This window comes from Streptomyces sp. NBC_00503 (assembly GCF_036346895.1).
GTDB lineage: Bacteria > Actinomycetota > Actinomycetes > Streptomycetales > Streptomycetaceae > Streptomyces.
Map to the genome: position 1 here is coordinate 5,747,005 of NZ_CP107855.1, position 24,749 is coordinate 5,771,753.

Genomic DNA, 24,749 nt, shown 5'->3' on the forward strand with positions numbered 1-24,749 from the left:
CGACGTGAGCACGACACCCCCTGTTCTCGCCGCAGAGCTGGCGCAGGCGTGGGCCGATATTCAGCGGTACCACCCCGAGCTGCCTGACCTTGCCGCGCCCGAGTCCCTGATCGGAGAGTCCTCGTCCGCCTGTGGCGCCGAGCTCTCCTTCGAGCGACTGCTGCACGAGGCAGTCCACGGCATCGCCGCAGCCCGCGGCGTGCGTGACACTTCGCGTGCCGGCCGCTACCACAACCGCAGGTTCCTCGCGATCGCCGAGGAGATGGGGCTCGACCACGCCGACGAGCCACATGCGAGCAGTGGCTTCTCGCTGGTCACGCTCAATCCCGAGGCGAAGAAGCGCTACCGCCCCACCATGGAGCGGCTCCAGCGCGCCCTCAAGGCCCACACCGTGGCGACGGCCGCCGACACCAAGCGCAGCTTCCGCGGTCCGGCGGCCCGGCACGGTTCCTCCGGTGGCGGCGTCCGCGTCAAGGCCGTCTGCGACTGCGGACGCAACGTCCGGGTGGTCCCGTCGGTGCTGGCCCAGGCCCCGATCGTGTGCGGCGGCTGCATGAAGCCCTTCCGCATTCCCGAGGTCGCGGTGTCGGCCGCCGCTTCCTGACCGGGCGGGCGAGGCGCCTCGGGCGTGTGGCACAATAGCTAGCTGTACTCGACAGTCGCATAGGACCCCTCTCTCCTCCGGCTGACGCGTCCATCGGGCACCCGAGTACCGCAACCCCACGTGGCATCTCATGTGCCCAACCACGTCAAGTTCAGGAGACACCACTCCAGTGGCAGTCAAGATCAAGCTCAAGCGCCTCGGCAAGATTCGCCAGCCGCACTACCGCATCGTCGTCGCCGACTCGCGCACCCGCCGCGATGGTCGTGCGATCGAAGAGATCGGTCTGTACCACCCGACGTACAACCCGTCGCGCATCGAGGTCAACGCCGAGCGTGCGCAGTACTGGCTGTCGGTCGGCGCCCAGCCCACCGAGGCTGTGCTCGCCATCCTGAAGCTGACCGGTGACTGGCAGGCGCACAAGGGCCTCCCGGCCCCCGCGCCGCTGCTGCAGCCGGCCACGAAGGAGAACAAGCGTCGCACCTTCGAGGAGTTCGCCAAGGCCCTCGAGGGCATCGGCGAGGGCAAGGGCGAAGCCATCACGCAGAAGGCTAAGAAGGCCGACAAGAAGGCGGACGAGGCTGAGGCCGAGACCGCCGAGTCGACCGAGGCCTGAGCATGCTCGAGGAGGCTCTTGAGCACCTCGTGAAGGGCATCGTGGACAACCCCGACGAAGTGCAGGTCGCCTCGCGCAACCTGCGTCGCGGCCAGGTGCTTGAGGTTCGGGTCCACCCCGACGACCTCGGCAAGGTGATCGGCCGCAACGGCCGCACCGCACGTGCTCTGCGTACGGTCGTGGGCGCCATCGGCGGCCGGGGGATCCGCGTCGACCTCGTCGACGTGGACCAGGTTCGCTGAGACAGCGTCCACTGCAAGAGTGAAACACCGGCACGGGCCGGGGAGGGCATACGTGCCCGCCCCGGCCCGTCGTCGTCTGAACAGGAGAGATGCACAGTGCAGCTGGTAGTCGCGCGGATCGGCCGCGCCCACGGGATCAAGGGTGAGGTCACCGTCGAGGTGCGGACCGACGAGCCCGAGCTGCGGCTCGGGCCCGGTGCCGTGCTCCAGACCGAACCGGCGTCGGCGGGACCGCTGACGGTGGAGACGGGCCGGGTGCACAGCGGGCGGCTGATGCTGCGCTTCGCGGGAGTCAAGGACCGCACCGGCGCCGAGGCGCTGCGCAACATCCTGCTCATCGCCGAGGTGGATCCGTCCGAGCTGCCCGAAGAGGAGGACGAGTACTACGACCACCAGCTGATGGACCTGGACGTGGTCCTCGAGGACGGCACCGCGGTCGGCCGGATCACCGAGATCTCGCACCTGCCCTCGCAGGACCTGTTCATCGTCGAGCGGCCGGACGGCACCGAGGTGATGATCCCCTTCGTCGAGGAGATCGTCGCCGAGATCGACCTCGAAGAGCAGCGCTGCGTCATCACCCCGCCGCCGGGGCTGATCGACGACCGCGCCGAGATCGCGTCCGAGCGCGACGCCGCCGAGGCCGAGGACGCCGCTGAGGCCGACGGTTCGGAGAACGCCGGGGGCGGCGCCTGATGCGGCTGGACGTCGTCACGATCTTCCCCGAGTACCTGGAGCCGCTCAACGTCTCCCTGGTCGGCAAGGCCCGGGCCCGCGGGCAGCTCGACGTACACGTCCACGACCTGCGGGAATGGACGTACGACCGGCACAACACGGTGGACGACACCCCGTACGGCGGCGGCCCCGGGATGGTCATGAAGACCGACCCGTGGGGCGAGGCCCTGGACGAGGCGCTGGCCGACGGCTACGAGGCGGGCGCGCACGGGCCCGTCATGGTGGTCCCGACCCCCAGCGGCCGGCCGTTCACCCAGGAGCTGGCGGTCGAGCTCTCCGAGCGCCCCTGGCTGATCTTCACCCCGGCCCGGTACGAGGGCATCGACCGCCGGGTCATGGACGAGTACGCCACCCGCATCCCGGTCTACGAGGTCTCCATCGGGGACTACGTCCTGGCCGGCGGCGAGGCGGCCGTCCTGGTCGTCACCGAGGCCGTGGCCCGGCTGCTCCCCGGGGTCCTCGGCAACGCCGAATCGCACCGCGACGACTCCTTCGCGCCCGGCGACATGGCGAACCTGCTCGAAGGCCCCGTCTACACCAAGCCCCCGGAGTGGCGCGGCCGCGGCATCCCGGAGGTCCTGGTCAGCGGGCACCACGGCAAGATCGCCCGGTGGCGCCGCGACGAGGCCTTCCGCCGGACCGCGAGCAACCGCCCGGACCTGATCGAGCGCTGCGAGGCCTCCGCCTTCGACAAGAAGGACCGCGAGCTGCTGTCCATCCTGGGCTGGAAGCCTTCCCCCGACGGCCGATTTTGGCGTAGGCCCCAGACCGTGGAAGAATAGGCGGCTGTTGTGTGCTCGCGTACGCCCCTGCCACAGGGGGACCGTCGTCCGCCGAGTCCCGCAACTCCCGAATTCTCTACGGAAACCCCGCATCGGCGGCCTGTGGCGTCATGCGAAGAAAGCAGACGAATTACATGTCTCACCTGCTCGATGGCGTCAACGCCGCCACGCTCCGCTCGGACCTGCCGGCCTTCCGCCCGGGTGACACGATCAACGTGCACGTCCGCGTGATCGAGGGCAACCGCTCCCGTATCCAGCAGTTCAAGGGTGTAGTCATCCGTCGCCAGGGCGCTGGCGTCTCCGAGACCTTCACCGTCCGCAAGGTCTCCTTCAGCGTCGGCGTGGAGCGTACCTTCCCGGTCCACTCCCCGATCTTCGAGAAGATCGAGCTCGTCACCCGCGGTGACGTGCGTCGCGCCAAGCTGTACTTCCTCCGTGAGCTCCGCGGCAAGGCCGCGAAGATCAAGGAGAAGCGCGACCGCTGATCTGCTCTGCGTCTTGGGGGGACGGCCGGATAGGCTCGCTCCCGATGGACACCGAAGCACCTCACACGCAGCGCGGCCACTCTTCCCCCGACGAGGGGGAGGGGCGGTCGCGTTTCGTGTTTTCCGAAGGGGATTCCCCGGCGGGCGCGGCTTCCGCTCCTGACGCGGCTACGGCTTCCGACGCGGCTACGGCGTCGGGCGCGGACCCCGCTTACGGCGCGGGGTGGCTGACCTGGCGGCGGGCCGGGCTGCTGGGCGTGGTCTGCACCGTCTTCCTGCTGCTGCTCAGCAACTTCGTGCTCCAGCCCTTCCTCATCCCGAGCCGCTCGATGGAGCCCACGCTCGAGGTCGGGGACCGGGTGCTGGTCAACAAGCTGGCGTACCGTTTCGGCGACCAGCCGAAGCGCGGGGACGTCGTGGTCTTCGACGGCACGGGCTCCTTCGTGCCCGAGGCCCCGGCCGGGAACCCCCTCGGGAACGCCCTGCACGGGGCGGCCTCGGCGCTCGGACTGGCCGAGCCCTCCGACACCGACTTCGTGAAGCGGGTCGTCGGCGTCGGCGGCGACGACGTGGTGTGCGACGAGCACGGCCGGATCAAGGTCAACGGGGTGCCGTTGGACGAGCCCTACCTGTTCCCCGGCGACACGGGCTCCAAGGTGCCCTTCCGGATCGTCGTGCCCCTTGGGACCCTGTGGGTCATGGGAGACCATCGTTCCCAGTCCCGGGACTCCCGGGATCACCTGGGGGAACCGGGCGGGGGGATGGTACCGGTGGAGAAGGTGATCGGGCGGGCCGACGGGATCGGCTGGCCGGTCTCGCGCTGGGGCTCAGTGGCCTCCGCGGGCGGCGGCCGTGGGTAGCCGGGGGCGCCCGAGAGGCGAACGGGACGAGCCTGAGGCCGTGACCCGCGCCGAGCCCCTGGTGTCGGCCGGCGGCGCCGAGGCCGGTGGCGCCGAAGTCGGTGGCGCCGAAGTCGGCGGCCGGGCGGACCGGCGACGGCTGGCCCGCCGGGTCCGGCGCAGGCGGCGTACCCGCAGGGTGGGAGAGCTGCCCCTGCTGGTGGTGGTCGCGCTGTGCATCGCCCTGATCCTCAAGACCTTCCTGGTGCAGGCCTTCTTCATCCCGTCGGGCTCCATGGAGGAGACGATCCGGATCGGCGACCGGGTCCTGGTGGACAAGCTGACGCCCTGGTTCGGCGCCAAGGTCGAACGCGGCGACGTCGTCGTGTTCAAGGACCCCGGCGGCTGGCTCGGCGGCGAGAGCGACCGTCCGGAACCGGACCCGGTGGGGGTCAAGCAGGTCAAGCAGACCCTGACCTTCATCGGCCTGCTGCCCTCGGCCGACGAACAGGACCTGATCAAGCGGGTCATCGGGGTCGGCGGGGACACCGTGAAGTGCTGCGACGCCCGCGGCCGGGTCACCGTCAACGGCTCGCCGCTCGAAGAGCCCTACATCAACCCGGGCAACGCGCCTTCGGAGATCCGCTTCGAGGTCCACGTGCCCGAGGGGCGGATCTTCGTCATGGGCGACCACCGGGCGAACTCGGCCGACTCCCGCTACCACCTCGACGAGGCCTTCCAGGGCACCGTCGACGAGAAGGAGGTGGTCGGCCAAGCCGTGGTGATCGCCTGGCCGTTCGGGCACTGGCGCCGCCTCGAACAGCCCGCCACCTTCCGGATGGTGCCGGACCAGGCGCGCGCCGGACGCCGCGCGCCCCGTCGGCGCCGTCGGAGCGCGTCGTTCGCATAGTGTGTCCTGGGTCTCCCGCGCCTTCGGGAACTCCCGGTCGTTAAGGGAGGGGAGGGCCCGTGCCTGATCAGGCCCGGGCGTCGATTTCCGAATGAGGAGTGGATGTGGGGGATGTGGCGGTAGGCGCACGGTCCGGACGCGACGAAGGTGGCGAGCAGCCGGACGACGCCCACGAGCACGATGCCGTCCAGCGCGACAGCGATGAGACGGACGGCGTGGCGGCACGCCCGCACCGCTCGTTCTGGAAGGAGCTGCCGCTCCTGGTCGGAATCGCCCTGCTGCTCGCTCTGCTGATCAAGACCTTCCTGGTGCAGGCGTTCTCGATCCCGTCCGACTCCATGCAGAACACCCTTCAGCGGGGTGACCGCGTGCTGGTCGACAAGCTGACGCCCTGGTTCGGATCGGAGCCCGAGCGCGGCGAGGTCGTGGTCTTCCACGACCCCGCGAACTGGCTGAGCGGGGAGGCCACCCCCGAGCCGAACATCGCGCAGAAGGCCCTCAGCTGGATCGGCCTCATGCCGTCCGCGGAGGAGAAGGACCTGATCAAGCGCACGATCGCGATCGGTGGCGACACGGTCGAGTGCAAGCGGGGCGGCCCGGTCATGGTCAACGGCAAGGCCCTCGACGAGCCGTACATCTTCCCCGGCAACACCCCGTGCGACGACTTCCCCTTCGGGCCGCTCACGGTGCCCAAGGGCAAGATCTGGGTGATGGGCGACCACCGGCAGAACTCCCAGGACTCCCGCTACCACCAGCAGGACTCCACCCAGGGCTTCGTGCCCGTCAGCGATGTCGTCGGGCGGGCCGTGGTGGTCGCGTGGCCGCTCACCCGCTGGTCCACCCTGCCGGTCCCGGACACCTTCGACCAGCCGGGCATCGGCAACCAGGCCAAGGCCACCGCGCTCGGTCTCGGGGCCTCCGGACTGGCGCCGGTCGGGCTCGGCCCGGCCGCTCTCGGGTTCGCCGGCGCGGTGCCGGTCGTACTGTGGCGCCGACGGAAGCTGACCTCGGGGCGTACTGGCAGGTAGGGTGCCGCCCAGGTCGACGATCTCCGAGTGTGGGGGCGCTGCAATGGGCGGAACACAAGCGATACGAGCAGGTAACGGCGATGGCCGCGGCGGTTTCGGCAACGTGTTGTCGGGAATCGCCGTGGCCATCGGTTTTGCCCTCTTCCTGGGCGGCTTCGTGTGGGGGGCCGTCGTGTACCAGCCGTACACGGTGCCGACCGACTCGATGATGCCGACGGTGATGCCCGGGGACCGGGTGCTGGCCCAGCGCATCGACGGCGGTGAAGTGCGGCGCGGGGACGTGGTCATCTTCAAGGACGCGCAGTGGAGCGATTCGCCCATGGTCAAGCGCGTCGTCGGCATCGGCGGGGACACCGTCAAATGCTGTGGCGAGGGCGGCCGTCTCACCGTGAACGGCAAGGAGCTCGACGAGCCGTACATCGCGGAGGAGAAGCTCGACGTGGTGGGCGCGCCGGGCGGATCCGCCTCGCGGACCCCGTTCGAGGTGACCGTCCCCGAGGGCAGCCTCTTCCTGCTGGGCGACCGCCGCGGCACCTCCCTGGACTCCCGGGCGCACCTGCAGGAAGCCGGGCAGGGCACGGTGCCCCGGTCGGCCGTACGGGCCCGGGTCGACGCCCTGGTGTGGCCCTCCATGTCGATGCTGGACCGGCCGCAGACCTACGAGGCCCTGCCCGGCGGGATCTCCAAGGCGGGGCCGCTGCGGCTCCAGGTGGCGGCCGTGGCGGCCGGAGCCCTGCTGGTGCTGCTCGGAGCCGCGTACGGGCCCGTCGTACGGGTCCTCGGGCGCGGCCGGAGGAAGGAGCCGGCCGGTGTCCGCTGACGCGAAGCCGGACCTGGCCGGCCCGGATACGGGAGGCCAGCGGCCGCGCAGGGTCTCGCGCGTGGTGCTGCTGGACCCCGAGGACCGGATCCTGCTGCTCCACGGCTTCGAGCCGGGCGATCCGGCGGACGACTGGTGGTTCACCCCGGGCGGCGGCCTGGAGGGGTCCGAGACCCGGGAGGAGGCCGCACTGCGCGAGCTCGCGGAGGAGACCGGGATCACGGAGGTGGAGCTGGGTCCGGTGCTGTGGCACCGCTACTGCGAGTTCCCCTTCGACGGGCGCCGCTGGCAGCAGGACGAGTGGTACTTCCTGGCCCGGACCGCCCGCACGGAGACAGAGATGGGCGGCCTCACCGAGCTGGAGCGGCGCAGCGTCTCCGGGACCAGGTGGTGGACCTCCGAGGAACTCCTGGCGGCCCGTGAGACGGTGTACCCGACCAGACTCGCGGAGCTGCTCCGCACGCTGCTCGACGACGGTCCCCCGGGTGCGCCCGTGAACCTGGCTCCGGAAATCGTTTAGGGGCGCACGGGCCTGGCGCACAATAGGGGGACGCAGGCTGAAGGGGAACATGCCATGAGTGCCGAGGACCTCGAGAAGTACGAGACCGAGATGGAGCTGAAGCTCTATCGGGAGTACCGCGACGTCGTCGGGCTGTTCAAGTATGTGATCGAGACGGAACGTCGTTTCTACCTCACCAACGACTACGAGATGCAGGTGCACTCGGTCCAGGGCGAGGTCTTTTTCGAGGTCTCGATGGCGGACGCGTGGGTCTGGGACATGTACCGGCCCGCCCGGTTCGTGAAGCAGGTACGGGTGCTGACCTTCAAGGACGTGAACATCGAGGAGCTCAACAAGAGCGATCTCGAACTTCCGGGGAGCTAGGCCGGCCCCTTGCCGGCGGCCCGGGGAGGGGTGCTCCTGGGCCGCGCGGTTCACCCGCAGGAGTGAGGGGGTTGTCCACAATGCCCTGACTGTCCACCAAGATCCACAAGGTGGGCGGGGACGCGGGACCGTCGGTGCCGGAGGTGGTGCCGGATGAACGCGAAGGGCGTGGCACAGCAGGCATTGGGGCGGTACGGCGAGGAGCTCGCGACGCGGCGGCTCGCCGAGGCCGGGATGACGGTCATCGCGCGGAACTGGCGGTGCCGCAGCGGGGAGATCGACATCGTCGCCCGGGACGGGGACGCCCTCGTCGTGTGCGAGGTCAAGACCCGGCGGGCGGGGGATTTCGAACACCCCATGGCCGCCCTGCGGCCCGGCAAGGCCGAGCGGCTGCGGCGGCTCGCCGGGCGCTGGCTCGCCGATCACGGCGGACCACCCCCGGGCGGGGTCCGCATCGACCTGGTCGGAGTCCTGCTGCCGCGGCGCGGTGCGCCCGTGGTGGAGCACATCAGGGGGGCCGCCTGATGGGGTTCGCGCGAGCCTGCTCGGTCGCCCTGGTGGGCGTCGAGGGCGTGGTGGTCGAGGTCCAGGCCGACCTGGAGCCGGGGGTCGCCGCCTTCACCCTGGTGGGGCTGCCCGACAAGACCCTGATCGAGAGCCGGGACCGGGTCCGGGCGGCCGTGGTGAACTCCGGGGCCGCCTGGCCGCAGAAGAAGCTCACCGTCGGCCTCAGCCCGGCCTCGGTACCGAAGAGCGGCGCCGGTTTCGACCTGGCCGTCGCAGCGGCGGTCCTCGGGGCCGCCGAGGTGGTCGACCCCGCGGTCATCGCCGATCTCGTGCTCATCGGGGAACTGGGCCTGGACGGCCGGGTGCGACCCGTCCGCGGGATCCTGCCGGCCGTGCTCGCCGCGGCCGAGGCCGGATACCGGCAGGTCGTGGTCCCGCAGCAGTGCGCGGCCGAGGCCATGCTGGTCCCGGACGTCTCGGTGCTCGGGGTGCGCAGCCTGCGGCAGTTGATCGCGGTGCTGACCGACGGGGAGGTGCCCGAGGAGGATCCACCGGATCCGTCCGGACGGCCCGACCCGATGCTGGCCGGGCTGGTCGTCCCCGGCGCCGGGCTCGGTACCGGGGTGGCCCGGGGCGGAGAGGACGGGCGGGACTTCCCGGACCTCGCGGACGTCGCCGGACAGCACTGCGCCCGCCGGGCCCTGGAAGTGGCGGCCTCCGGGGGCCACCACATCTTCCTGAGCGGACCTCCGGGTGCGGGCAAGACGATGCTCGCCGAGCGGATCCCCTGGATCCTGCCGCCGCTCACCCGGCAGGACTCCCTGGAGGTCACCGCCGTCCACTCGGTCGCGGGCCTCCTGCCCCCGGGCGAACCGCTCGTCGCCCGGCCTCCCTACTGCGCTCCGCACCACTCGGCGACCATGCAGTCCCTCGTCGGGGGTGGGGCCGGGGTGCCCAGGCCCGGAGCGGTGTCGCTGGCCCACAGGGGAGTGCTCTTCCTGGACGAGGCGGCGGAGTTCAGCACCAAGGTCCTGGACGCGCTGCGACAGCCCCTCGAAGCCGGGCACGTGGTCATCGCGCGGGCCGCCGGGGTGGTGAGGCTGCCGGCCAGGTTTTTGATGGTCCTCGCGGCCAACCCCTGTCCGTGCGGCCGGCACACCCTGCACGGGGCCGGCTGCGAATGCCCGGCCTCGGTGATCCGGCGCTACCAGGCCCGGCTGTCCGGGCCGCTGCTGGACCGGGTGGACCTCAGGGTGGAGGTCGAGCCGGTCACCCGCTCCGATCTGCTGGGCCGCAGCGGCCGGGGCGAAGCCACGGCGGTGGTCGCCGACCGGGTCCGGGAAGCCCGGGACCGGGCCGCGGTCCGGCTGGCCGGGACCCCGTGGCGGCTCAACGCCGAGGTGCCCGGGCACGAGTTGCGGACCCGCTGGCAGGCCGGGCCGGGTGCGATGGCCCAGGCGGAGCGGGACCTGGAGCGCGGGCTGCTGACCGCGCGGGGCCTGGACCGGGTGCTCCGGGTCGCTTGGACGGTGGCGGACCTGCGCGGTCACGACCGCCCCGACCCGTTGGACGTGGCCGTCGCCCTGGAACTGCGTACGGGCATCGCCCGCGGAGCGACTGCGGCGATGGGCCCCGGGTCATGACCGGCCCCACCGGCCCCCTCGGCCCGACCGACCCCCTTGGTCGCACCGGCCGCTCGGGCTCCGAGTCCGGGCCCGGGCCCGAGCCGGGGCCGGGGCCGGATCCTGGGCTCGGGCCGGATCCGGGGAGGGGATCGGAGTCGGAGCCGGAGCCCGGGCCGGAGGTGCTGGCGAGGGCCGCGCTGACCCGGGTGCTGGAGCCGGGGGAGGAGCACGGCGGGCGCTGGCTGCGCGCGTACGGGGCGGTCGGGCTGATACGGCTGCTGACCGGGCCCGAGCCGGACCCCGGGGTGCTGACCGGGGTCGGCGCCGAGAGGCTGGCCGGCTACCGCAGACGGGCGGCGCTGGCCGACCCGCGCCGGGACCTGGCGGCCGTCGCCGAGGCGGGCGGGAGGTTCGTCTGCCCGCCGTCGGCGGAGTGGCCGACCCAGCTGGACGAGCTGGGTGATGCCCGGCCCGTCGGGCTGTGGGTGCGGGGCCGGCCGAGCCTGCGGACCTGGGCGCTGCGCTCGGTCTCCGTGGTCGGAGCCCGCGCCTGCACCCCGTACGGGGCACACATGGCCCAGACACTCGCCGCCGGGCTCGCCGAGCGCGGCTGGGTGGTCGTCTCGGGGGCCGCGTACGGGATCGACGGCGCGGCCCATCGGGGCGCCCTGGCCGCGGGTGGCGCCACGGCCGCCGTGCTGGCCTGCGGGGTGGACGTGCCCTACCCGCGCGGGCACGCCGGACTCCTCGGCCGGATCGCCGCCCAGGGGCTCGTGGTCGGGGAACTGCCGCCGGGGAGCCATCCCACGCCGAGCCGGTTCGTCCTGCGCAACCGGGTCATCGCCGCCTTGACCCGCGGCACGGTCGTGGTGGAGGCGGCCCACCGCAGCGGATCCCTGGTCACCGCCCGGCGGGCCCAGGCGCTGGGGCGGTTCACCATGGGCATCCCGGGCCCGGCGACGAGCGGGCTCTCGGCCGGGGTGCACGAACTGCTGCGCGGGGAGGCGGTGCTGGTCACGGACGCCGCGGAGGTCATCGAGCTCGTCGGAGCGATGGGCGAGCTGGCTCCCGAGCGGCGCGGCCCGGTGATCGCCCGGGACCTGCTGGATCCCGGCACCCTGCGGGTGCTCGAAGCCCTTCCGGCCGGCCGGCTCGCCGACCCGGAGGAGGTGGCCCTCGCCGCGGGCACCGCCGCCGATGAAGTCATCGGCAGACTGTACGAACTTCACTCTCTGGGGTTCGTCGAACGGCAGGGCGACGGATGGCAGTTGGCCAGGCCACGGCGGGGAGGAGGCACACAAACCGGAGCCACCCGGCGAGGCGGTCGTTGACCTGGGGCGTTCCGGTGGAAGAGTGAAGCCGATGAGAGACGCGGTCCTCCCGGTGGCACTCGCCGGGACCGTGCGCCAGGCGCCGGTCCCGGGCCGCTCGCGCGAGTCGGGACGCCTTTGCGGGCCCGCTCGATCCCGTACCCTTCGCGCACCGCGACACTTCCGTCACGCTACGCTCCCAAGGAATCCGGCTCCGGCAAAGGCGAAGCATGCCCCAGCACACCTCAGGGTCTGACCGCGCCGCGGTGCCCCCCGCCGCACGAGCCGGCGAGCGTCCCACCGCGCCCTCGTCCCTGGAGGTGCTCTGGCGCTCGTACAAGGAGACTGCCGACGAGCGGCTGCGGGAGCAGCTGATCCTGCACTACTCGCCGCTGGTGAAGTACGTGGCGGGCCGGGTCAGCGTCGGCCTGCCGCCCAATGTGGAACAGGCCGACTTCGTCTCGTCCGGGGTCTTCGGACTGATCGACGCCATCGAGAAGTTCGACATCGAACGGTCCATCAAGTTCGAGACGTACGCGATCACCCGGATCCGGGGCGCGATGATCGACGAACTCCGGGCGCTGGACTGGATCCCCCGCTCGGTGCGGCAGAAGGCGCGGGCCGTGGAGCGGGCCTACGCCACCCTGGAGGCCCAGCTGCGGCGCACCCCGACCGAGAACGAGGTCGCCAAAGAGATGGGCATCGCGGTGGAGGAACTCCACGCGGTGTTCAGCCAGTTGTCGCTGGCGAACGTGGTCGCCCTGGAAGAGCTGCTGCACGCGGGCGGGGAGGGCGGCGACCGGCTCTCGCTGATGGACACCCTGGAGGACACCGCCGCCGACAACCCGGTCGAGGTCGCGGAGGACCGGGAGCTGCGGCGGCTGCTCGCGCGGGCCATCAACACGCTGCCCGAGCGGGAGAAGACGGTGGTGACCCTCTACTACTACGAGGGCCTCACGCTCGCCGAGATCGGCAATGTCCTCGGCGTCACGGAGAGCCGCGTCAGCCAGATCCACACCAAGTCGGTACTGCAGCTGCGGGCGAAGCTGGCGGACGTCGGCCGCTAGGGCCTAGCGTGGGACGGCCTTGCGGTACGTCCGTAGAGTGGATGCGTGCCCAGGATTCGAGCGGCCTCCGTGGCCGAGCACCGGTCGATGCAGCGCAGCTCCCTGTTGGACGCCGCGCGTTCCCTGCTGTCAGAAGGGGGGACGGAAGCGCTGACCTTCCCCGCCCTCGCCGAGCGGACCGGCCTCGCCCGGTCTTCGGTGTACGAGTACTTCCGCTCCCGTGCGGCCGTGGTCGAAGAGCTCTGCGCGGTGGACTTTCCCGTGTGGGCCGCCGAGATCGAGGCGGCGATGTCCGAGGCCCCGTCGCCGGAGGCGAAGATCGAGGCCTATGTACGGAGCCAGCTGGGGCTGGTGGGGGACCGGCGCCACCGTGCGGTGGTGGCGATCTCGGCCAGTGAGCTGGACGCCGGGGCGCGGGAGAAGATCCGTGCGGCCCACGGGGGGCTGATCGCGATGATCGTGGAAGCCCTCGCGGCGCTGGGCCAGAAGGAACCGCGGCTGGCGGCGATGCTCCTGCAGGGGGTGGTCGACGCCGCCGTCCGCCGGATCGAGGCGGCCTCGGGCGAGGACCCCTCCGTGATCACCGATGCGGCCGTGGCGATGGCCCTGCGGGGCGTCGGCGGATAGCGGGAGCAGCCGGGGAGCCGGTCTCGGGACGAGGGCCAAGGGGTTGAGGTAGGTCTCGCCCCGGAGGAGGCCCCAGTGGAGGCAGGGCTGCCCCGGGCAGTGGGGGCCGTCGTCAAGGACGGCGACCGGCTGGCCCGCCGTGACCTCCTCGCCCTCCACGACCAGCGGGCGGACCGGTTCGTACGTCGTGCGCAGGCCGCCCGGCAGGGTGAGGGAGAGGACTCCGCGCCCGGCCACCTGGCCGGCGTAGTGGACCCGGCCCGGACCCACCGCCCGTACCTCCGCGCCCACCGGCGCCGCCAGGTCCACCCCCCGGTGGCCCGCCGCGTACGGGGTCGGGGGCGGATCCCACCAACGGATCACCGTCAGCGGGGCCGGAAGGGGTCGCGCGCCGGGGCTCCAGGGGGTCCCGGAGGTGAGGGACAGGGTCAGCAGCAGGGTGAGGAAGAGCGTCGTCATGGTGCTCAGGGTCCCGCCCGCGAGCGGCCCGCCGCCGGGCCTGTGGACGGCCGGGCGACTGTGGAAAAGCACGTCACCCGGCATACCGCCGGGTCCCGTACACTTCTTGTGGCGATCCGGGTCACCGGGTCGACTTCGCACGCCCCAGCACCGGCCGCTCAGGCAGCCGGGTGACAGCGTCTCTCGGTCCCCTTCTTCGGGGGCAGGGCGCGACAGGGGCGTCAGGAACCAAACCGAGAAACAAGGAGATGGCCATGGCCGTCGTAACGATGCGGGAGCTGCTGGAAAGCGGCGTCCACTTCGGTCACCAGACCCGCCGCTGGAACCCGAAGATGAAGCGCTTCATCTTCACGGAGCGCAACGGCATCTACATCATCGACCTGCTCCAGTCGCTGTCGTACATCGACCGCGCCTACGAGTTCGTGAAGGAGACCGTCGCCCACGGCGGTTCCATCATGTTCGTCGGTACCAAGAAGCAGGCCCAGGAGGCCATCGCCGAGCAGGCGACGCGCGTTGGTATGCCGTACGTCAACCAGCGCTGGCTGGGTGGCATGCTCACCAACTTCTCCACCGTCTACAAGCGCCTCCAGCGTCTGAAGGAGCTTGAGGCGATCGACTTCGAGGACGTCGCCGCCTCGGGTCTCACCAAGAAGGAGCTCCTGGTCCTCTCTCGCGAGAAGATCAAGCTGGAGAAGACCCTCGGTGGTATCCGCGAGATGTCGAAGGTCCCCAGCGCCGTCTGGATCGTCGACACCAAGAAGGAGCACATCGCCGTCGGTGAGGCGCGCAAGCTCCACATCCCGGTCGTCGCGATCCTCGACACCAACTGCGACCCCGACGAGGTCGACTACAAGATCCCGGGCAACGACGACGCGATCCGCTCCGTCGGTCTGCTCACCCGCGTGATCGCCGACGCCGTCGCCGAGGGCCTCATCGCCCGTTCCGGTGCCGCCACTGGCGACTCGAAGCCGGGCGAGAAGGCCGCTGCCGAGCCGCTCGCCGAGTGGGAGCGCGACCTCCTCGAGGGCGACAAGAAGGCCGATGACGCTGAGGCCGCTCCGGCCGAGGCCGCTGTCGAGACCCCCGCCGTCGAGGTCGAGGCCGACGCTGAGGCCGCTCCGGCCGCCGAGGCCGAGGTCGTCGCCGAGGCCGTCGTCGAGGCTCCGGCCGCCGACGCCGAGCAGGCCTGACCCACTGAGAGCGCCCGGCGTTCACGCGCCGGGCACTCACAGCACGGACGATGACGGCGGGGGAGGGCCGCGCCACGAGCGCGCCTCCTCCGCCGTTCACCCGTAGATCTACGACTTCGAGAGAGAATCACAGACTCATGGCGAACTACACCGCCGCTGACGTCAAGAAGCTCCGCGAGCTCACCGGCGTCGGCATGCTGGACTGCAAGAACGCGCTGGTCGAGTCCGACGGTGACGTCGACAAGGCCGTCGAGGCGCTCCGTATCAAGGGTCAGAAGGGCGTCGCCAAGCGCGAAGGCCGTTCTGCCGAGAACGGTGCGGTCGTCTCGATCATCTCCGAGGACAACACCTCCGGTGTTCTCGTCGAGCTGAAGTGCGAGACGGACTTCGTCGCCAAGGGCGAGAAGTTCCAGGCCGTCACCGAGCAGCTGGCCAAGCACATCGCCGCCACGTCCCCGGCCGACATTGAGGCGCTCCTGGCGTCCGAGATCGAGTCCGGCAAGACCGTGCAGGCGTTCGTGGACGAGGCCAACGCCAACCTTGGCGAGAAGATCGTCCTGGACCGCTTCGCGCAGTTCACCGGCGGTTACGTCTCGGCGTACATGCACCGCACGATGCCCGACCTGCCGTTCCAGATCGGCGTCCTGGTCGAGCTCGACAAGGAGAACGCCGAGGTCGCCCGCGGCGTCGCGCAGCACATCGCCGCGTTCGCGCCGAAGTGGCTTTCCTCCGAGGACGTGCCGGCCGAGATCGTCGAGTCCGAGCGTCGCGTGGCCGAAGAGGTCACCCGCGCGGAGGGCAAGCCCGAGGCTGCCCTGCCCAAGATCGTTGAGGGTCGCGTCAACGGATTCTTCCGTGACAACACCCTGCTCGGCCAGGCCTACGCCCTGGACGCCAAGAAGTCCGTCCAGAAGGTTCTGGACGAGGCCGGTGTCAACCTGGTGCGCTTCTCGCGCATCAAGGTCGGCATCTGAGTCCGTCCGTACGCGACGGACACCGGACCCCGGTAGGGTCTGAAGCAGTCGCCCGCGTTCGCGCAGGGCGACCGCAGATCTGACGAGGAGGCCATTGCCGTAGAGGGAACCGCGAGGACCCACCGGCAATGGCCTTCTTCGTATGTGCACGAGGAGATCTCCATGAATCAGGGCGTGGACCCCCACACCGCTTCCGACGACAAGAGCGACCAGGACAAGAAGGGCCGCCGCTTCATGCTGAAGCTGTCGGGCGAAGCCTTCTCCGGTGGCGGAGGACTGGGCGTCGACCCCGACGTAGTCCATGCCATCGCGCGTGAAATCGCCGCGGTGGTCCGCGACGGATCGGAGATCGCCGTCGTGATCGGCGGCGGCAACTTCTTCCGAGGCGCCGAACTCCAGCAGCGCGGCATGGACCGGGCCCGGTCCGACTACATGGGCATGCTCGGCACCGTCATGAACTGCCTCGCCCTCCAGGACTTCCTGGAGAAGGAAGGCATCGACTCCCGCGTCCAGACCGCCATCACCATGGGCCAGGTCGCCGAGCCGTACATCCCGCTGCGCGCCGTGCGCCACCTGGAGAAGGGCCGCGTCGTGATCTTCGGCGCCGGCATGGGCATGCCCTACTTCTCCACCGACACCACGGCCGCCCAGCGTGCCCTCGAGATCGACGCCGAAGCCCTGCTCATGGGCAAGAACGGCGTCGACGGGGTCTACGACTCCGACCCCAAGAAGAACCCGGACGCGGTGAAGTTCGACGCGCTGGAGTACAGCGAGGTGCTCTCGCGCGACCTCAAGGTCGCCGATGCCACCGCCATCACGCTGTGCCGCGACAACAAGCTGCCGATCCTTGTCTTCGAGCTGCTCGCCGAGGGCAATATCGCCCGCGCGGTCAAGGGTGAGAAGATCGGCACGCTCGTGAGCGACCAGGGCACCCGGGCCTGAGCACTCCGGGCCGAGCACACCGCTGCCGGTTCGCGCCCTGCCGGGCGCGAGCCGGCTCCGCCCGCCTGAACCATCCATTTCTGATATGCAGGAGCACGTGGTGATCGAAGAAACCCTCCTCGAGGCCGAGGAGAAGATGGAGAAGGCCGTCGTCGTCGCCAAGGAAGACTTCGCGGCGATCCGCACCGGCCGTGCGCACCCGGCGATGTTCAACAAGATCGTGGCGGAGTACTACGGCGCCATCACGCCCATCAACCAGCTCGCGTCCTTCGCGGTGCCCGAGCCGCGCATGGCCATCGTGACGCCCTTCGACGCGTCGGCCCTGCGCAACATCGAGCAGGCCATCCGCGACTCCGACCTGGGCGTCAACCCCAGCAACGACGGCCGCATCATCCGGGTGACCTTCCCCGAGCTGACGCAGGACCGCCGCAAGGAGTACATCAAGGTCGCCAAGACCAAGGCCGAGGACTCCAAGATCTCCATCCGCGCCGTTCGCCGCAAGGCGAAGGACACCCTCGACAAGATGGTGAAGGACAAGGAGGCCGGCGAGGACGAGGTGCGCCGCGCCGAGAAGGAGCTCGACGACGCCACCGCGAAGTACGTCGCGCAGGTGGACGAGCTCCTGAAGCACAAGGAAGCCGAGCTCCTCGAAGTCTGATGAACGACACTTCCTGGCAGCCGGAGCCGGTTCCGGCGGGTCCCGCATACGATGCGCAGGCGGGCCCGCACACTCGGCCCATGCCCATCGTGCCCGATGCCGCCGGCCGTGACTTCGACGACCGGGAAGCACGCGATCGGGGGGCCGCCGCTGACGGCGGCTCCCTCTTCCGCGCCGAGACGCCGCCGCAGGAGCCCATGCCCAGCCCCCCGCCGCCCCCGCCTTCGCAGGCCCCGCAGGACTCCTCCCCGCCGCCTCAGAAGAAGCGTGCGGGGCGGGACCTGCGTGCCGCCATAGGGGTGGGCGTCGGCCTCGGCGCGGTGATCTTCGCCTCCCTGTTCATCGTCAAGGCGGTGTTCGTCGGCGTCGTCGTCGTGGCGGTCGTCGTGGGCCTGTGGGAGCTCACCTCCCGGCTCCAGGAGAAGAAGGCCATCAAGGCCCCGCTGGTCCCGCTCGCGATCGGCGGCGCGGCGATGGTCATCGCCGGGTACGTCCGCGGGGCCGAGGGCGCCTGGGTGGCGATGGCCCTGACCGCGCTGGCGGTCCTGGTCTGGCGGATGACCGAGCCGCCCGAGGACTACCTCAGGGACGTCACGGCCGGTGTCTTCGCCGCGTTCTACGTCCCCTTCCTGGCCACCTTCGTCGCGATGCTGCTCACCGCCGACGACGGACCGCAGCGGGTCGTCACCTTCCTGGTCCTGACCGTGGTCAGCGACACCGGGGCCTACGCGGTCGGCTGGCGCTTCGGCAAGACCAAGCTCGCCCCGCGCATCAGCCCCGGCAAGACCCGCGAGGGGCTCCTGGGAGCGGTGGCCTTCGCGATGGGGGCCGGTGCGCTGTGCATGGAGTTCCTGATCGACGGGGGCTCCTGGTGGCAGGGCCTGGTACTGGGCTTCGCGGTCGCGGTCAGCGCCACGCTGGGCGACCTCGGCGAGTCGATGATCAAGCGGGACCTCGGGATCAAGGACATGGGCACGCTGCTGCCGGGTCACGGCGGGATCATGGACCGGCTGGACTCCTTGCTCCCCACGGCCCCGGTGGTCTGGCTGCTGCTCGCCGCTTTCGTCGGCACCGGCTGATCCGGGCGGGCGGAGCCCCCGGGCTGCCGGCTTTTCATCGGTGGGACCCCGCTGAGCTGGGGCGACGTACGACGGAAGGCTTTGGCAGGGCCGAGGCGGTTACTCTTGGAGGGCGCGCTGCTTCTGCGGCGCGCCTTTCGTCTTACAAGGAGTACCTGCCATGGCCCGCCCTGTTCCGGGAGAGCTCACTTTCGTCGCCCCCCGTGGAGCGAAGAAGCCGCCCCGGCACCTCGCCGACCTCACGCCCGAGGAGCGCCGGGAGGCCGTCGCCGCGATCGGTGAGAAGCCGTTCCGGGCCAAGCAGCTCTCGCAGCACTACTTCGCCCGGTACGCGCACGACCCGGCCGAGTGGACCGACATCCCCGCGGCGTCCCGCGAGAAGCTCCAGCAGGAGCTGCTGCCGGACCTGATGAACGTCCTGCGGCACATCTCGTGCGATGACGACACCACCCGCAAGACCCTGTGGAAGCTGCACGACGGCACGCTCGTCGAGTCCGTGCTGATGCGCTACCCCGACCGGGTCACCATGTGCATCTCCTCGCAGGCCGGCTGCGGCATGAACTGCCCGTTCTGCGCCACCGGCCAGGCGGGTCTCGACCGCAACCTGTCCACCGCCGAGATCGTCCACCAGATCGTCGACGGCATGCGCGCCCTGCGCGACGGAGAGGTGCCCGGCGGCCCGGCCCGGCTGTCGAACATCGTCTTCATGGGCATGGGCGAGCCGCTCGCCAACTACAACCGCGTCGTCGGCGCCATCCGTCGCCTGACCGACCCGGAGCCCGACGGCCTGGGCCTGTCCCAGCGCGGGATCACCGTCTCCACCGTCGGCCTGGTCCCGGCCATGCTGCGCTTCGCCGACGAGGGCTTCAAGTGCCGTCTCGCCGTCTCGCTGCACGCGCCGGACGACGAGCTGCGCGACACCCTGGTCCCCGTGAACACCCGCTGGAACGTGCGCGAGGTGCTCGGCGCGGCCTGGGAGTACGCGGAGAAGTCCGGCCGCCGGATCTCCATCGAGTACGCCCTGATCCGCGACATCAACGACCAGGCCTGGCGCGGCGACCTGCTCGGCAAGCTGCTCAAGGGCAAGCGGGTGCACGTCAACCTGATCCCGCTGAACCCGACGCCCGGCTCGAAGTGGACCGCCTCGCGGCCCGAGGACGAGAAGGCCTTCGTGGAGGCCATCGCCCGCCACGGAGTGCCCGTGACCGTACGCGACACCCGTGGCCAGGAGATCGACGGCGCGTGCGGGCAGCTCGCCGCGTCGGAGCGTTGATTTTCGCCAGTTAAGGTTTGCAATCGGCCACGGGGTAGTCTGTGGCCGAACAAACTTCATATTCCGACAGGGGAGCGCCACAGCGCTGAGAGTGCGGTAACCGTCACCGCAGACCCTCTGAACCTCGCCCCGGTCATTCGGGGTAGGAAGTTCGGTCACCACTCAAGCTGTTGCGCCCTGCCCGGCGTCCGCTCCACAGAGCGCCGGGCAGGGCCGCGTCTTCTCCTGGACATCCCAGGAGGAATGCACCAATGAGCACCACCAAGAAGATCGCGGGCGTCGCGCTCGCGGCCGCGCTCGGCGTCACCACGCTCAGCGCCTGTGGCGGCGACGCCAAGGACAAGTCCGCTTCGGGCGCCAGCGAGGCCCCGAAGTCCAAGACGATCACCCTCGTCTCGCACGACTCCTTCAACGTGACCGACACGGTCCTCAAGGAGTTCGAGCAGCAGAGCGGCTACACCGTCAAGGTCCTGAAGTCGGGCGACGCCGGCGCCGCCCTGAACCAGGAGATCCTCACCAAGGGCTCCCCGCGCGGCGACGTCTTCTTCGGCGTGGACAACACGCTCCTCTCCCGCGCCCTCGACAACGGCATCTTCACGCCGTACGAGGCCAAGGGCCTGGCCGACGTGAAGCCGGAGTTCGTGCTCGACAAGGAGCACCGGGTCACCCCGATCGACTCCGGTGACATCTGCGTCAACTACGACAAGGCCTACTTCGCCGACAAGAAGATCGCCCCGCCGCAGACGCTGGACGACCTGATCAAGCCGGAGTACAAGAACCTGCTGGTCACCGAGAACGCCGCGACCTCCTCGCCCGGCCTCGGCTTCCTCCTCGCCTCCGTCGGCAAGTACGGCGACGACGGCTGGAAGGACTACTGGAGCAAGCTCAAGGCCAACGGCGTCGAGGTCGTCGACGGCTGGGAGCAGGCCTACAACGAGCGCTTCTCCGGCTCGGCGGGCGGCAAGAAGGCCAAGGGCGACCGCCCGCTGGTCGTCTCCTACGCCTCCAGCCCGCCGGTCGAGGTGCTCTACGGCGAGCCGCAGCCGGCCGAGGCCCCCACGGGCGTCGCCACCGGCACCTGCTTCCGTCAGGTCGAGTTCGCGGGCCTGCTCAAGGGAGCAAAGAACGAGGAGGGCGGCAAGGCGCTCCTGGACTTCCTGATCTCCAAGAAGTTCCAGGAGGACATGCCGCTCCAGATGTTCGTGAACCCGGTGACCAAGGACGCGAAGCTGCCGGAGCTGTTCACCAAGCACGGCGTCGTGATCGAGAAGCCGGAGACGGTCGCACCCGACGCCATCGCGAAGAACCGTGACCAGTGGGTCAAGACCTGGTCCACGCTCGTCGTCAAGTAGCCGGACGCGTGAGCCGAGTGAGTGCTCCTGTGAGTGCTCCCGCGAAGGAGAGCGGGCGGGCCACGGCCGTCAGGCTCGGTCTGATGGCCGTGCCGCTCGTCTTCTTCGGGCTGTTCTTCGCCTATCCCGTCGCCGCGATCGTCGGGCGCGGGCTCAAGACCGACGACGGCTGGCAGTTCGGGCGGATCGGCGAGGTGCTGGCCCGGCCGGACATCGGTGAAGTGCTCTGGTTCACCACCTGGCAGGCGCTCGCGTCCACGGCGCTCACGCTCCTGATCGCACTCCCCGGCGCGTACGTCTTCGCGCGCTTCGAGTTCCCCGGCAAACAACTGCTGCGGGCGCTCGTGACCGTGCCGTTCGTGCTGCCGACCGTGGTGGTCGGCACCGCGTTCCTGGCACTCGTGGGTCGCAACGGCCTGCTGGACGAGGTGTGGGGGATCCGCCTCGACACGACGGTCTGGGCGATCCTGCTCGCGCACGTCTTCTTCAACTACGCCGTGGTCATCCGCACGGTCGGCGGCCTGTGGGCGCAGCTGGACCCGCGCCAGGAGGAGGCCGCCCGGGTGTTGGGCGCCGGGCGGTTCGCCGCCTGGCGCCGGGTGACGCTGCCCGCGCTCGCCCCGGCGGTGGCCGCCGCCTCGCTGATGGTGTTCCTGTTCACCTTCACTTCCTTCGGCGTCGTGCAGATCCTGGGCGGGCCCGCGTACTCCACCCTGGAGGTGGAGGTCTACCGGCAGACCGCGCAGCTCCTGGACCTGCCGACGGCGGCCGTGCTGACGATGGTTCAATTCCTTGCCGTCGGAGCGATCCTCGGCGTGCACGCCTGGACCGTGCGCAAGCGGGAGACCGCGCTGCGGCTCGTGGACCCGGGGCGCACCACGCACCGGCCGCGCGGCTGGGCGCAGCGCTCCCTGCTCGGCGGGGTGCTGCTGACCGTGGTGCTGCTGATCGTGGCGCCGCTGGCCGTGCTGGTCGAGCGCTCGCTGGACGCCCCCGGCGGCTACGGATTCGGCTTCTACCGGGCGCTCCAGCAAGTGGGCGCCGGCGGCGGAACGTTCCTGGTGCCACCGCTGGAGGCCATCTGGAACTCCCTCCAGTACGCGCTGGCCGCCACCGCCATCGCGCTGCTCATCGGCGGGCTCGCGGCCGCCGCACTGACCCGGCGCGGGGGCCGTTTCGTACGCGGCTTCGACGCCCTGCTGATGCTGCCGCTCGGGGTGTCCGCCGTCACGGTCGGCTTCGGCTTCCTCATCACCCTCGACAAACCCCCGCTGGACCTGCGGACCTCGTGGATCCTGGTGCCGCTGGCGCAGGCGCTGGTCGGCGTGCCCTTCGTCGTACGGACCATGCTGCCCGTGCTGCGCGCGGTGGACGGGCGGCTGCGCGAGGCCGCCGCCGTGCTCGGGGCCTCGCCGCTGCGGGCCTGGCGCGAGGTCGACCTGCCGATGGTGCGCCGGGCCCTGCTGATCGCGGCGGGCTTCGCCTTCGCGGTGTCCCTCGGGGAGTTCGGGGCGACCGTCTTCATCGCACGGCCCGACCATCCGACGCTGCCGGTCGCCGTGGCGCGGCTGCTGGGGCGGGCCGGGGAGATGAACTACGGGCAGGCGATGGCCCTGAGCACGATCCTGATGCTGGTGTGCGCGGTGTCCCTGCTGCTGCTGGAGCGACTGCGGCCCGACAAGACTTCCGGAGAGTTCTGATGACCCTGCTTCAGCTGGAAGGGGTGTCGGTCCGCTTCGGTGAGCGTGCGGTCGTGGACGCCGTGGACCTGGAGGTCGCCGAGCACGAGACCGTGTGCGTGCTGGGGCCGAGCGGGAGTGGCAAGTCCACCCTGCTGCGGGTCGTCGCCGGGCTCCAGCGCGTCTCGGGCGGCCGGGTGCTGCTCGGCGGCGCCGACCAGGCCGCAGTGCCCGTGCACCGGCGGGGGGTGGGCCTGATGTTCCAGGACCATCAGCTGTTCCCGCACCGGGACGTGGGCGGGAACGTCGCGTTCGGACTGCGGATGCGGGGCTCCTCGAAGGCGGCCTACGAGGGCCAGGTCGCCCAGTTGCTGGAGCTGGTCGGGCTTCCCGGGGCCCAGGGCCGCGCGGTGGCCTCGCTCTCCGGCGGCGAACAGCAGCGCGTCGCGCTGGCGCGGGCACTGGCTCCGTCCCCGCGGCTGCTGATGCTGGACGAGCCCCTGGGCCAGCTGGACCGGGGGCTGCGCGAGCGCCTGGTCGTGGAGCTTCAGGGGCTGTTCTCCCGCCTGGGGACCACCGTGCTGGCCGTCACGCACGATCAGGGGGAGGCGTTCGCCCTGGCCGACCGGGTGGTCGTGATGCGGGACGGCCGGATCGCGCAGGCGGGGACTCCGCTGGAGGTCTGGGAGCGGCCGGCCTCGGAGTTCGTGGCGCGGTTCCTGGGCTTCGAGAACGTGGTTTCGGGGATCGTGTCCGGTGGTGTCGCCTCGACCCCGTGGGGGGAGGTCCCGGTGCCGGCCGGTTCCCCGCAGGGAGAGCGGAAGATGCTGATCCGGCCCGCGGGGGTCCTTCTGGGAGCGGACGGCCTGAGCTGCGAGGTCATCTCGCGGACCTTCCGGGGGACGCACGTCGCGCTGCTGCTGCGGCCGGCGGCGGGGCCGGTGCTGGAGGCCGAGTGCGCGTTGGCGGGGGCGCCCGCCGTGGGGGACCGGGTCGCGGTGGGCTTTGCTCCGGCCGAGGTGGTCGTGCTGCCGGGGGAGTAGCGCCGCTGCGCGGAGCTTTCCCCCACCCCGCCCCTTCCCGAAACCGGGGGCTCCGCCCCCGGACCCCCGGACCCCCGCGCCTCAAACGCCGGCGAGGCTGGATTTCTCCGGTTCCGCAGCGGCTTCGGGCTCCCCGTGGTTGCCGTACCAGGCCACCGCCACCGCGCCGGTGACGGCGAGGACGAAGCCGAGTACCGCCAGCCAGGCCATGCCGGGGCGGGAGGCGTCACCCAGCCAGAGCACGCCGATCGCACCCGGCAGGACGGTTTCGCCGACCACCAGGGCGGCGGTGGCCCCGTTCACCGAGCCGATCTGGAGCGCCACCGTGTGGAGGTACATGCCGCCGGCCCCCGCCACGACGATGGCGTAGAGCGCCGGGTCGGAGAGGAGGCCTGCGAGCGAGAAGGGCTCGATGCCGTTCAGGATGCGCACGCCGACGCCCAGCGCGCCGAAGGCCAGACCCGACAGCAGGCCCGCCAGGATCGCGGCGCGGGCACCGAGGAAACGTACCGCCACCGTGCCGCCGATGATGATCAGCAGGGTCACCCCCAGCAGCCACCAGTGCGTGGCCGCCGGAGCGTGGTGCCCTCCCTCGTGGCCCGCGGCCGTCGCCAGCAGGATCAGCGCGGTGCAGACCACGCCGATCGAGGTCCATTCCTTGCGGGTCAGCCGGATGCCGAGCATCTTCACGCTCAGCACGGCCGTGATCACCAGGTTGGCGCTGATGACGGTCTGCGAGAGGAACAGCGGCAGCAGGCGGGCCGCGATGGCGCCCAGGCCGAAGCCCACGAAGTCCAGGATGGTGCCGACGATGAACTCCCAGGTCATCGCGGCTTTCGCGGTGGAGGAGAGGTTCGGGCCGCCATGCTGGGTGACTCCCGCGGCGGCCGGGGTCGTCCGGGCCGCCCGCCGGGAGCCGACGGCTTGCAGGACGGATCCCGTGCCGTAACAGATGGATGCCGCGATCGCGGTCAGCAGGCCTATGAGCACCCGAGGGCTCCGTTCACGTCTGGCAGGTTTTGCGGT

General features: G+C 71.0%; 27 protein-coding genes and 1 pseudogene. 26 read left to right on the forward strand and 2 right to left on the reverse strand.

Features of this window, described 5'->3' with window-relative positions; genetic code table 11:
• The first annotated feature begins 4 nt into the window (after positions 1–4).
• The 17 genes from OG490_RS26685 to OG490_RS26765 all read left to right on the forward strand — a co-directional run bounded on the left by OG490_RS26685 (position 5) and on the right by OG490_RS26765 (position 13,074).
• On the forward strand, positions 5–604 hold the full coding sequence (locus OG490_RS26685) for a hypothetical protein (RefSeq protein WP_330298800.1): 600 nt from the start codon (positions 5–7) through the stop codon (positions 602–604).
• 169 nt (positions 605–773) lie between these two features.
• Positions 774–1,217, forward strand: a complete 444-nt coding sequence (gene rpsP / locus OG490_RS26690; RefSeq protein ID WP_330298801.1) for a 30S ribosomal protein S16 — start codon at positions 774–776, stop codon at positions 1,215–1,217.
• A 2-nt stretch (positions 1,218–1,219) separates the two neighbouring features.
• Entirely contained in the window at positions 1,220–1,459 is a 240-nt protein-coding gene (locus tag OG490_RS26695) for an RNA-binding protein (RefSeq protein WP_030011889.1), read from the forward strand.
• Between the two features lie 96 nt (positions 1,460–1,555).
• Complete coding sequence (gene rimM / locus OG490_RS26700; protein WP_330298802.1) at positions 1,556–2,152, forward strand: ribosome maturation factor RimM; 597 nt, start codon at positions 1,556–1,558, stop codon at positions 2,150–2,152.
• Positions 2,152–2,973 carry a tRNA (guanosine(37)-N1)-methyltransferase TrmD gene (trmD, locus tag OG490_RS26705; RefSeq protein WP_330298803.1) on the forward strand — a complete coding sequence of 274 codons (822 nt, stop codon included), beginning with the start codon at positions 2,152–2,154 and terminating at the stop codon, positions 2,971–2,973. The genes rimM and trmD overlap by 1 nt, the downstream gene beginning before the upstream one ends.
• A gap of 134 nt (positions 2,974–3,107) precedes the next feature.
• Entirely contained in the window at positions 3,108–3,458 is a 351-nt protein-coding gene (rplS, locus tag OG490_RS26710) for a 50S ribosomal protein L19 (protein ID WP_330298804.1), read from the forward strand.
• Positions 3,459–3,502: 44 nt separating this feature from the next.
• The gene (gene lepB / locus OG490_RS26715; protein WP_330298805.1) at positions 3,503–4,318 is read left to right on the forward strand and encodes a signal peptidase I; all 816 of its coding nucleotides are present in this window, start codon (positions 3,503–3,505) and stop codon (positions 4,316–4,318) included.
• 40 nt (positions 4,319–4,358) lie between these two features.
• Positions 4,359–5,207, forward strand: coding sequence for a signal peptidase I (lepB, locus tag OG490_RS26720; protein ID WP_443065881.1), 849 nt, complete (start codon positions 4,359–4,361; stop codon positions 5,205–5,207).
• 104 nt (positions 5,208–5,311) lie between these two features.
• Positions 5,312–6,235 (forward strand): signal peptidase I, encoded by a 924-nt coding sequence (gene lepB, locus OG490_RS26725; protein WP_330298806.1) that lies wholly within the window; start codon positions 5,312–5,314, stop codon positions 6,233–6,235.
• Positions 6,236–6,278: 43 nt separating this feature from the next.
• Complete coding sequence (gene lepB, locus OG490_RS26730) at positions 6,279–7,055, forward strand: signal peptidase I (RefSeq protein WP_330298807.1); 777 nt, start codon at positions 6,279–6,281, stop codon at positions 7,053–7,055.
• Positions 7,045–7,575, forward strand: a complete 531-nt coding sequence (locus OG490_RS26735) for an NUDIX hydrolase (protein WP_330298808.1) — start codon at positions 7,045–7,047, stop codon at positions 7,573–7,575. The genes lepB (OG490_RS26730) and OG490_RS26735 overlap by 11 nt, the downstream gene beginning before the upstream one ends.
• A gap of 54 nt (positions 7,576–7,629) precedes the next feature.
• On the forward strand, positions 7,630–7,938 hold the full coding sequence (locus OG490_RS26740) for a DUF2469 domain-containing protein (RefSeq protein WP_005311352.1): 309 nt from the start codon (positions 7,630–7,632) through the stop codon (positions 7,936–7,938).
• A 153-nt stretch (positions 7,939–8,091) separates the two neighbouring features.
• Positions 8,092–8,463, forward strand: a complete 372-nt coding sequence (locus tag OG490_RS26745; protein WP_330298809.1) for a YraN family protein — start codon at positions 8,092–8,094, stop codon at positions 8,461–8,463.
• Entirely contained in the window at positions 8,463–10,088 is a 1,626-nt protein-coding gene (locus OG490_RS26750) for a YifB family Mg chelatase-like AAA ATPase (RefSeq protein WP_330298810.1), read from the forward strand. The genes OG490_RS26745 and OG490_RS26750 overlap by 1 nt, the downstream gene beginning before the upstream one ends.
• A 164-nt stretch (positions 10,089–10,252) precedes the next feature.
• Positions 10,253–11,401, forward strand: coding sequence for a DNA-processing protein DprA (dprA, locus tag OG490_RS26755; RefSeq protein ID WP_443065982.1), 1,149 nt, complete (start codon positions 10,253–10,255; stop codon positions 11,399–11,401).
• 209 nt (positions 11,402–11,610) lie between these two features.
• The gene (gene whiG / locus OG490_RS26760; protein WP_330298812.1) at positions 11,611–12,447 is read left to right on the forward strand and encodes an RNA polymerase sigma factor WhiG; all 837 of its coding nucleotides are present in this window, start codon (positions 11,611–11,613) and stop codon (positions 12,445–12,447) included.
• Between the two features lie 69 nt (positions 12,448–12,516).
• The gene (locus tag OG490_RS26765) at positions 12,517–13,074 is read left to right on the forward strand and encodes a TetR/AcrR family transcriptional regulator (protein ID WP_330301080.1); all 558 of its coding nucleotides are present in this window, start codon (positions 12,517–12,519) and stop codon (positions 13,072–13,074) included.
• A 99-nt stretch (positions 13,075–13,173) separates the two neighbouring features.
• Here OG490_RS26765 and OG490_RS26770 read toward each other — a convergent pair.
• Positions 13,174–13,617 (reverse strand): annotated as a pseudogene (locus tag OG490_RS26770) (peptidoglycan DD-metalloendopeptidase family protein); the annotation flags it as partial.
• Positions 13,618–13,787: 170 nt separating this feature from the next.
• On the opposite strand from OG490_RS26770, the gene rpsB reads away from it, so the two are divergent.
• From rpsB to OG490_RS26815, 9 genes are all read left to right on the forward strand, one after another.
• Entirely contained in the window at positions 13,788–14,723 is a 936-nt protein-coding gene (gene rpsB / locus OG490_RS26775) for a 30S ribosomal protein S2 (RefSeq protein WP_330298813.1), read from the forward strand.
• 137 nt (positions 14,724–14,860) lie between these two features.
• A complete protein-coding gene (tsf, locus tag OG490_RS26780) occupies positions 14,861–15,697 on the forward strand; it encodes a translation elongation factor Ts (RefSeq protein ID WP_330298814.1) in 837 nt (278 codons plus the stop codon).
• A gap of 162 nt (positions 15,698–15,859) precedes the next feature.
• Positions 15,860–16,639, forward strand: coding sequence for a UMP kinase (gene pyrH / locus OG490_RS26785; RefSeq protein ID WP_330298815.1), 780 nt, complete (start codon positions 15,860–15,862; stop codon positions 16,637–16,639).
• 100 nt (positions 16,640–16,739) lie between these two features.
• Complete coding sequence (gene frr / locus OG490_RS26790; protein ID WP_330298816.1) at positions 16,740–17,297, forward strand: ribosome recycling factor; 558 nt, start codon at positions 16,740–16,742, stop codon at positions 17,295–17,297.
• A complete protein-coding gene (locus OG490_RS26795) occupies positions 17,297–18,376 on the forward strand; it encodes a phosphatidate cytidylyltransferase (RefSeq protein WP_330298817.1) in 1,080 nt (359 codons plus the stop codon). The genes frr and OG490_RS26795 overlap by 1 nt, the downstream gene beginning before the upstream one ends.
• A 160-nt stretch (positions 18,377–18,536) precedes the next feature.
• Positions 18,537–19,649: a 23S rRNA (adenine(2503)-C(2))-methyltransferase RlmN gene (gene rlmN, locus OG490_RS26800; RefSeq protein ID WP_330298818.1), complete on the forward strand. Its 1,113-nt coding sequence runs from the start codon at positions 18,537–18,539 to the stop codon at positions 19,647–19,649.
• 251 nt (positions 19,650–19,900) lie between these two features.
• Complete coding sequence (locus OG490_RS26805; protein WP_330298819.1) at positions 19,901–21,001, forward strand: thiamine ABC transporter substrate-binding protein; 1,101 nt, start codon at positions 19,901–19,903, stop codon at positions 20,999–21,001.
• Between the two features lie 83 nt (positions 21,002–21,084).
• On the forward strand, positions 21,085–22,701 hold the full coding sequence (locus OG490_RS26810) for an ABC transporter permease (protein WP_330301081.1): 1,617 nt from the start codon (positions 21,085–21,087) through the stop codon (positions 22,699–22,701).
• Positions 22,701–23,723, forward strand: coding sequence for an ABC transporter ATP-binding protein (locus tag OG490_RS26815; RefSeq protein WP_330298820.1), 1,023 nt, complete (start codon positions 22,701–22,703; stop codon positions 23,721–23,723). Before OG490_RS26810 ends, OG490_RS26815 begins: the two co-directional genes overlap by 1 nt.
• Positions 23,724–23,804: 81 nt before the next feature.
• On the opposite strand, the gene OG490_RS26820 is transcribed toward OG490_RS26815, so the two are convergent.
• On the reverse strand, positions 23,805–24,713 hold the full coding sequence (locus OG490_RS26820; protein WP_330298821.1) for a hypothetical protein: 909 nt from the start codon (positions 24,711–24,713) through the stop codon (positions 23,805–23,807).
• Between the last annotated feature and the right edge of the window lie 36 nt (positions 24,714–24,749).

Coding starts and splice junctions, on each gene's coding strand:
- OG490_RS26695 (WP_030011889.1), top strand. CDS start 1,220: ATGCTCGAGGAGGCTCTTGAGCACCTCGTGAAGGGCATCGTGGACAAC.
- trmD (WP_330298803.1), top strand. CDS start 2,152: ATGCGGCTGGACGTCGTCACGATCTTCCCCGAGTACCTGGAGCCGCTC.
- rplS (WP_330298804.1), top strand. CDS start 3,108: ATGTCTCACCTGCTCGATGGCGTCAACGCCGCCACGCTCCGCTCGGAC.
- lepB (WP_330298805.1), top strand. CDS start 3,503: ATGGACACCGAAGCACCTCACACGCAGCGCGGCCACTCTTCCCCCGAC.
- lepB (WP_330298807.1), top strand. CDS start 6,279: ATGGGCGGAACACAAGCGATACGAGCAGGTAACGGCGATGGCCGCGGC.
- OG490_RS26740 (WP_005311352.1), top strand. CDS start 7,630: ATGAGTGCCGAGGACCTCGAGAAGTACGAGACCGAGATGGAGCTGAAG.
- OG490_RS26745 (WP_330298809.1), top strand. CDS start 8,092: ATGAACGCGAAGGGCGTGGCACAGCAGGCATTGGGGCGGTACGGCGAG.
- OG490_RS26750 (WP_330298810.1), top strand. CDS start 8,463: ATGGGGTTCGCGCGAGCCTGCTCGGTCGCCCTGGTGGGCGTCGAGGGC.
- whiG (WP_330298812.1), top strand. CDS start 11,611: ATGCCCCAGCACACCTCAGGGTCTGACCGCGCCGCGGTGCCCCCCGCC.
- rpsB (WP_330298813.1), top strand. CDS start 13,788: ATGGCCGTCGTAACGATGCGGGAGCTGCTGGAAAGCGGCGTCCACTTC.
- tsf (WP_330298814.1), top strand. CDS start 14,861: ATGGCGAACTACACCGCCGCTGACGTCAAGAAGCTCCGCGAGCTCACC.
- pyrH (WP_330298815.1), top strand. CDS start 15,860: ATGAATCAGGGCGTGGACCCCCACACCGCTTCCGACGACAAGAGCGAC.
- OG490_RS26795 (WP_330298817.1), top strand. CDS start 17,297: ATGAACGACACTTCCTGGCAGCCGGAGCCGGTTCCGGCGGGTCCCGCA.
- rlmN (WP_330298818.1), top strand. CDS start 18,537: ATGGCCCGCCCTGTTCCGGGAGAGCTCACTTTCGTCGCCCCCCGTGGA.
- OG490_RS26805 (WP_330298819.1), top strand. CDS start 19,901: ATGAGCACCACCAAGAAGATCGCGGGCGTCGCGCTCGCGGCCGCGCTC.
- OG490_RS26810 (WP_330301081.1), top strand. CDS start 21,085: ATGGCCGTGCCGCTCGTCTTCTTCGGGCTGTTCTTCGCCTATCCCGTC.
- OG490_RS26815 (WP_330298820.1), top strand. CDS start 22,701: ATGACCCTGCTTCAGCTGGAAGGGGTGTCGGTCCGCTTCGGTGAGCGT.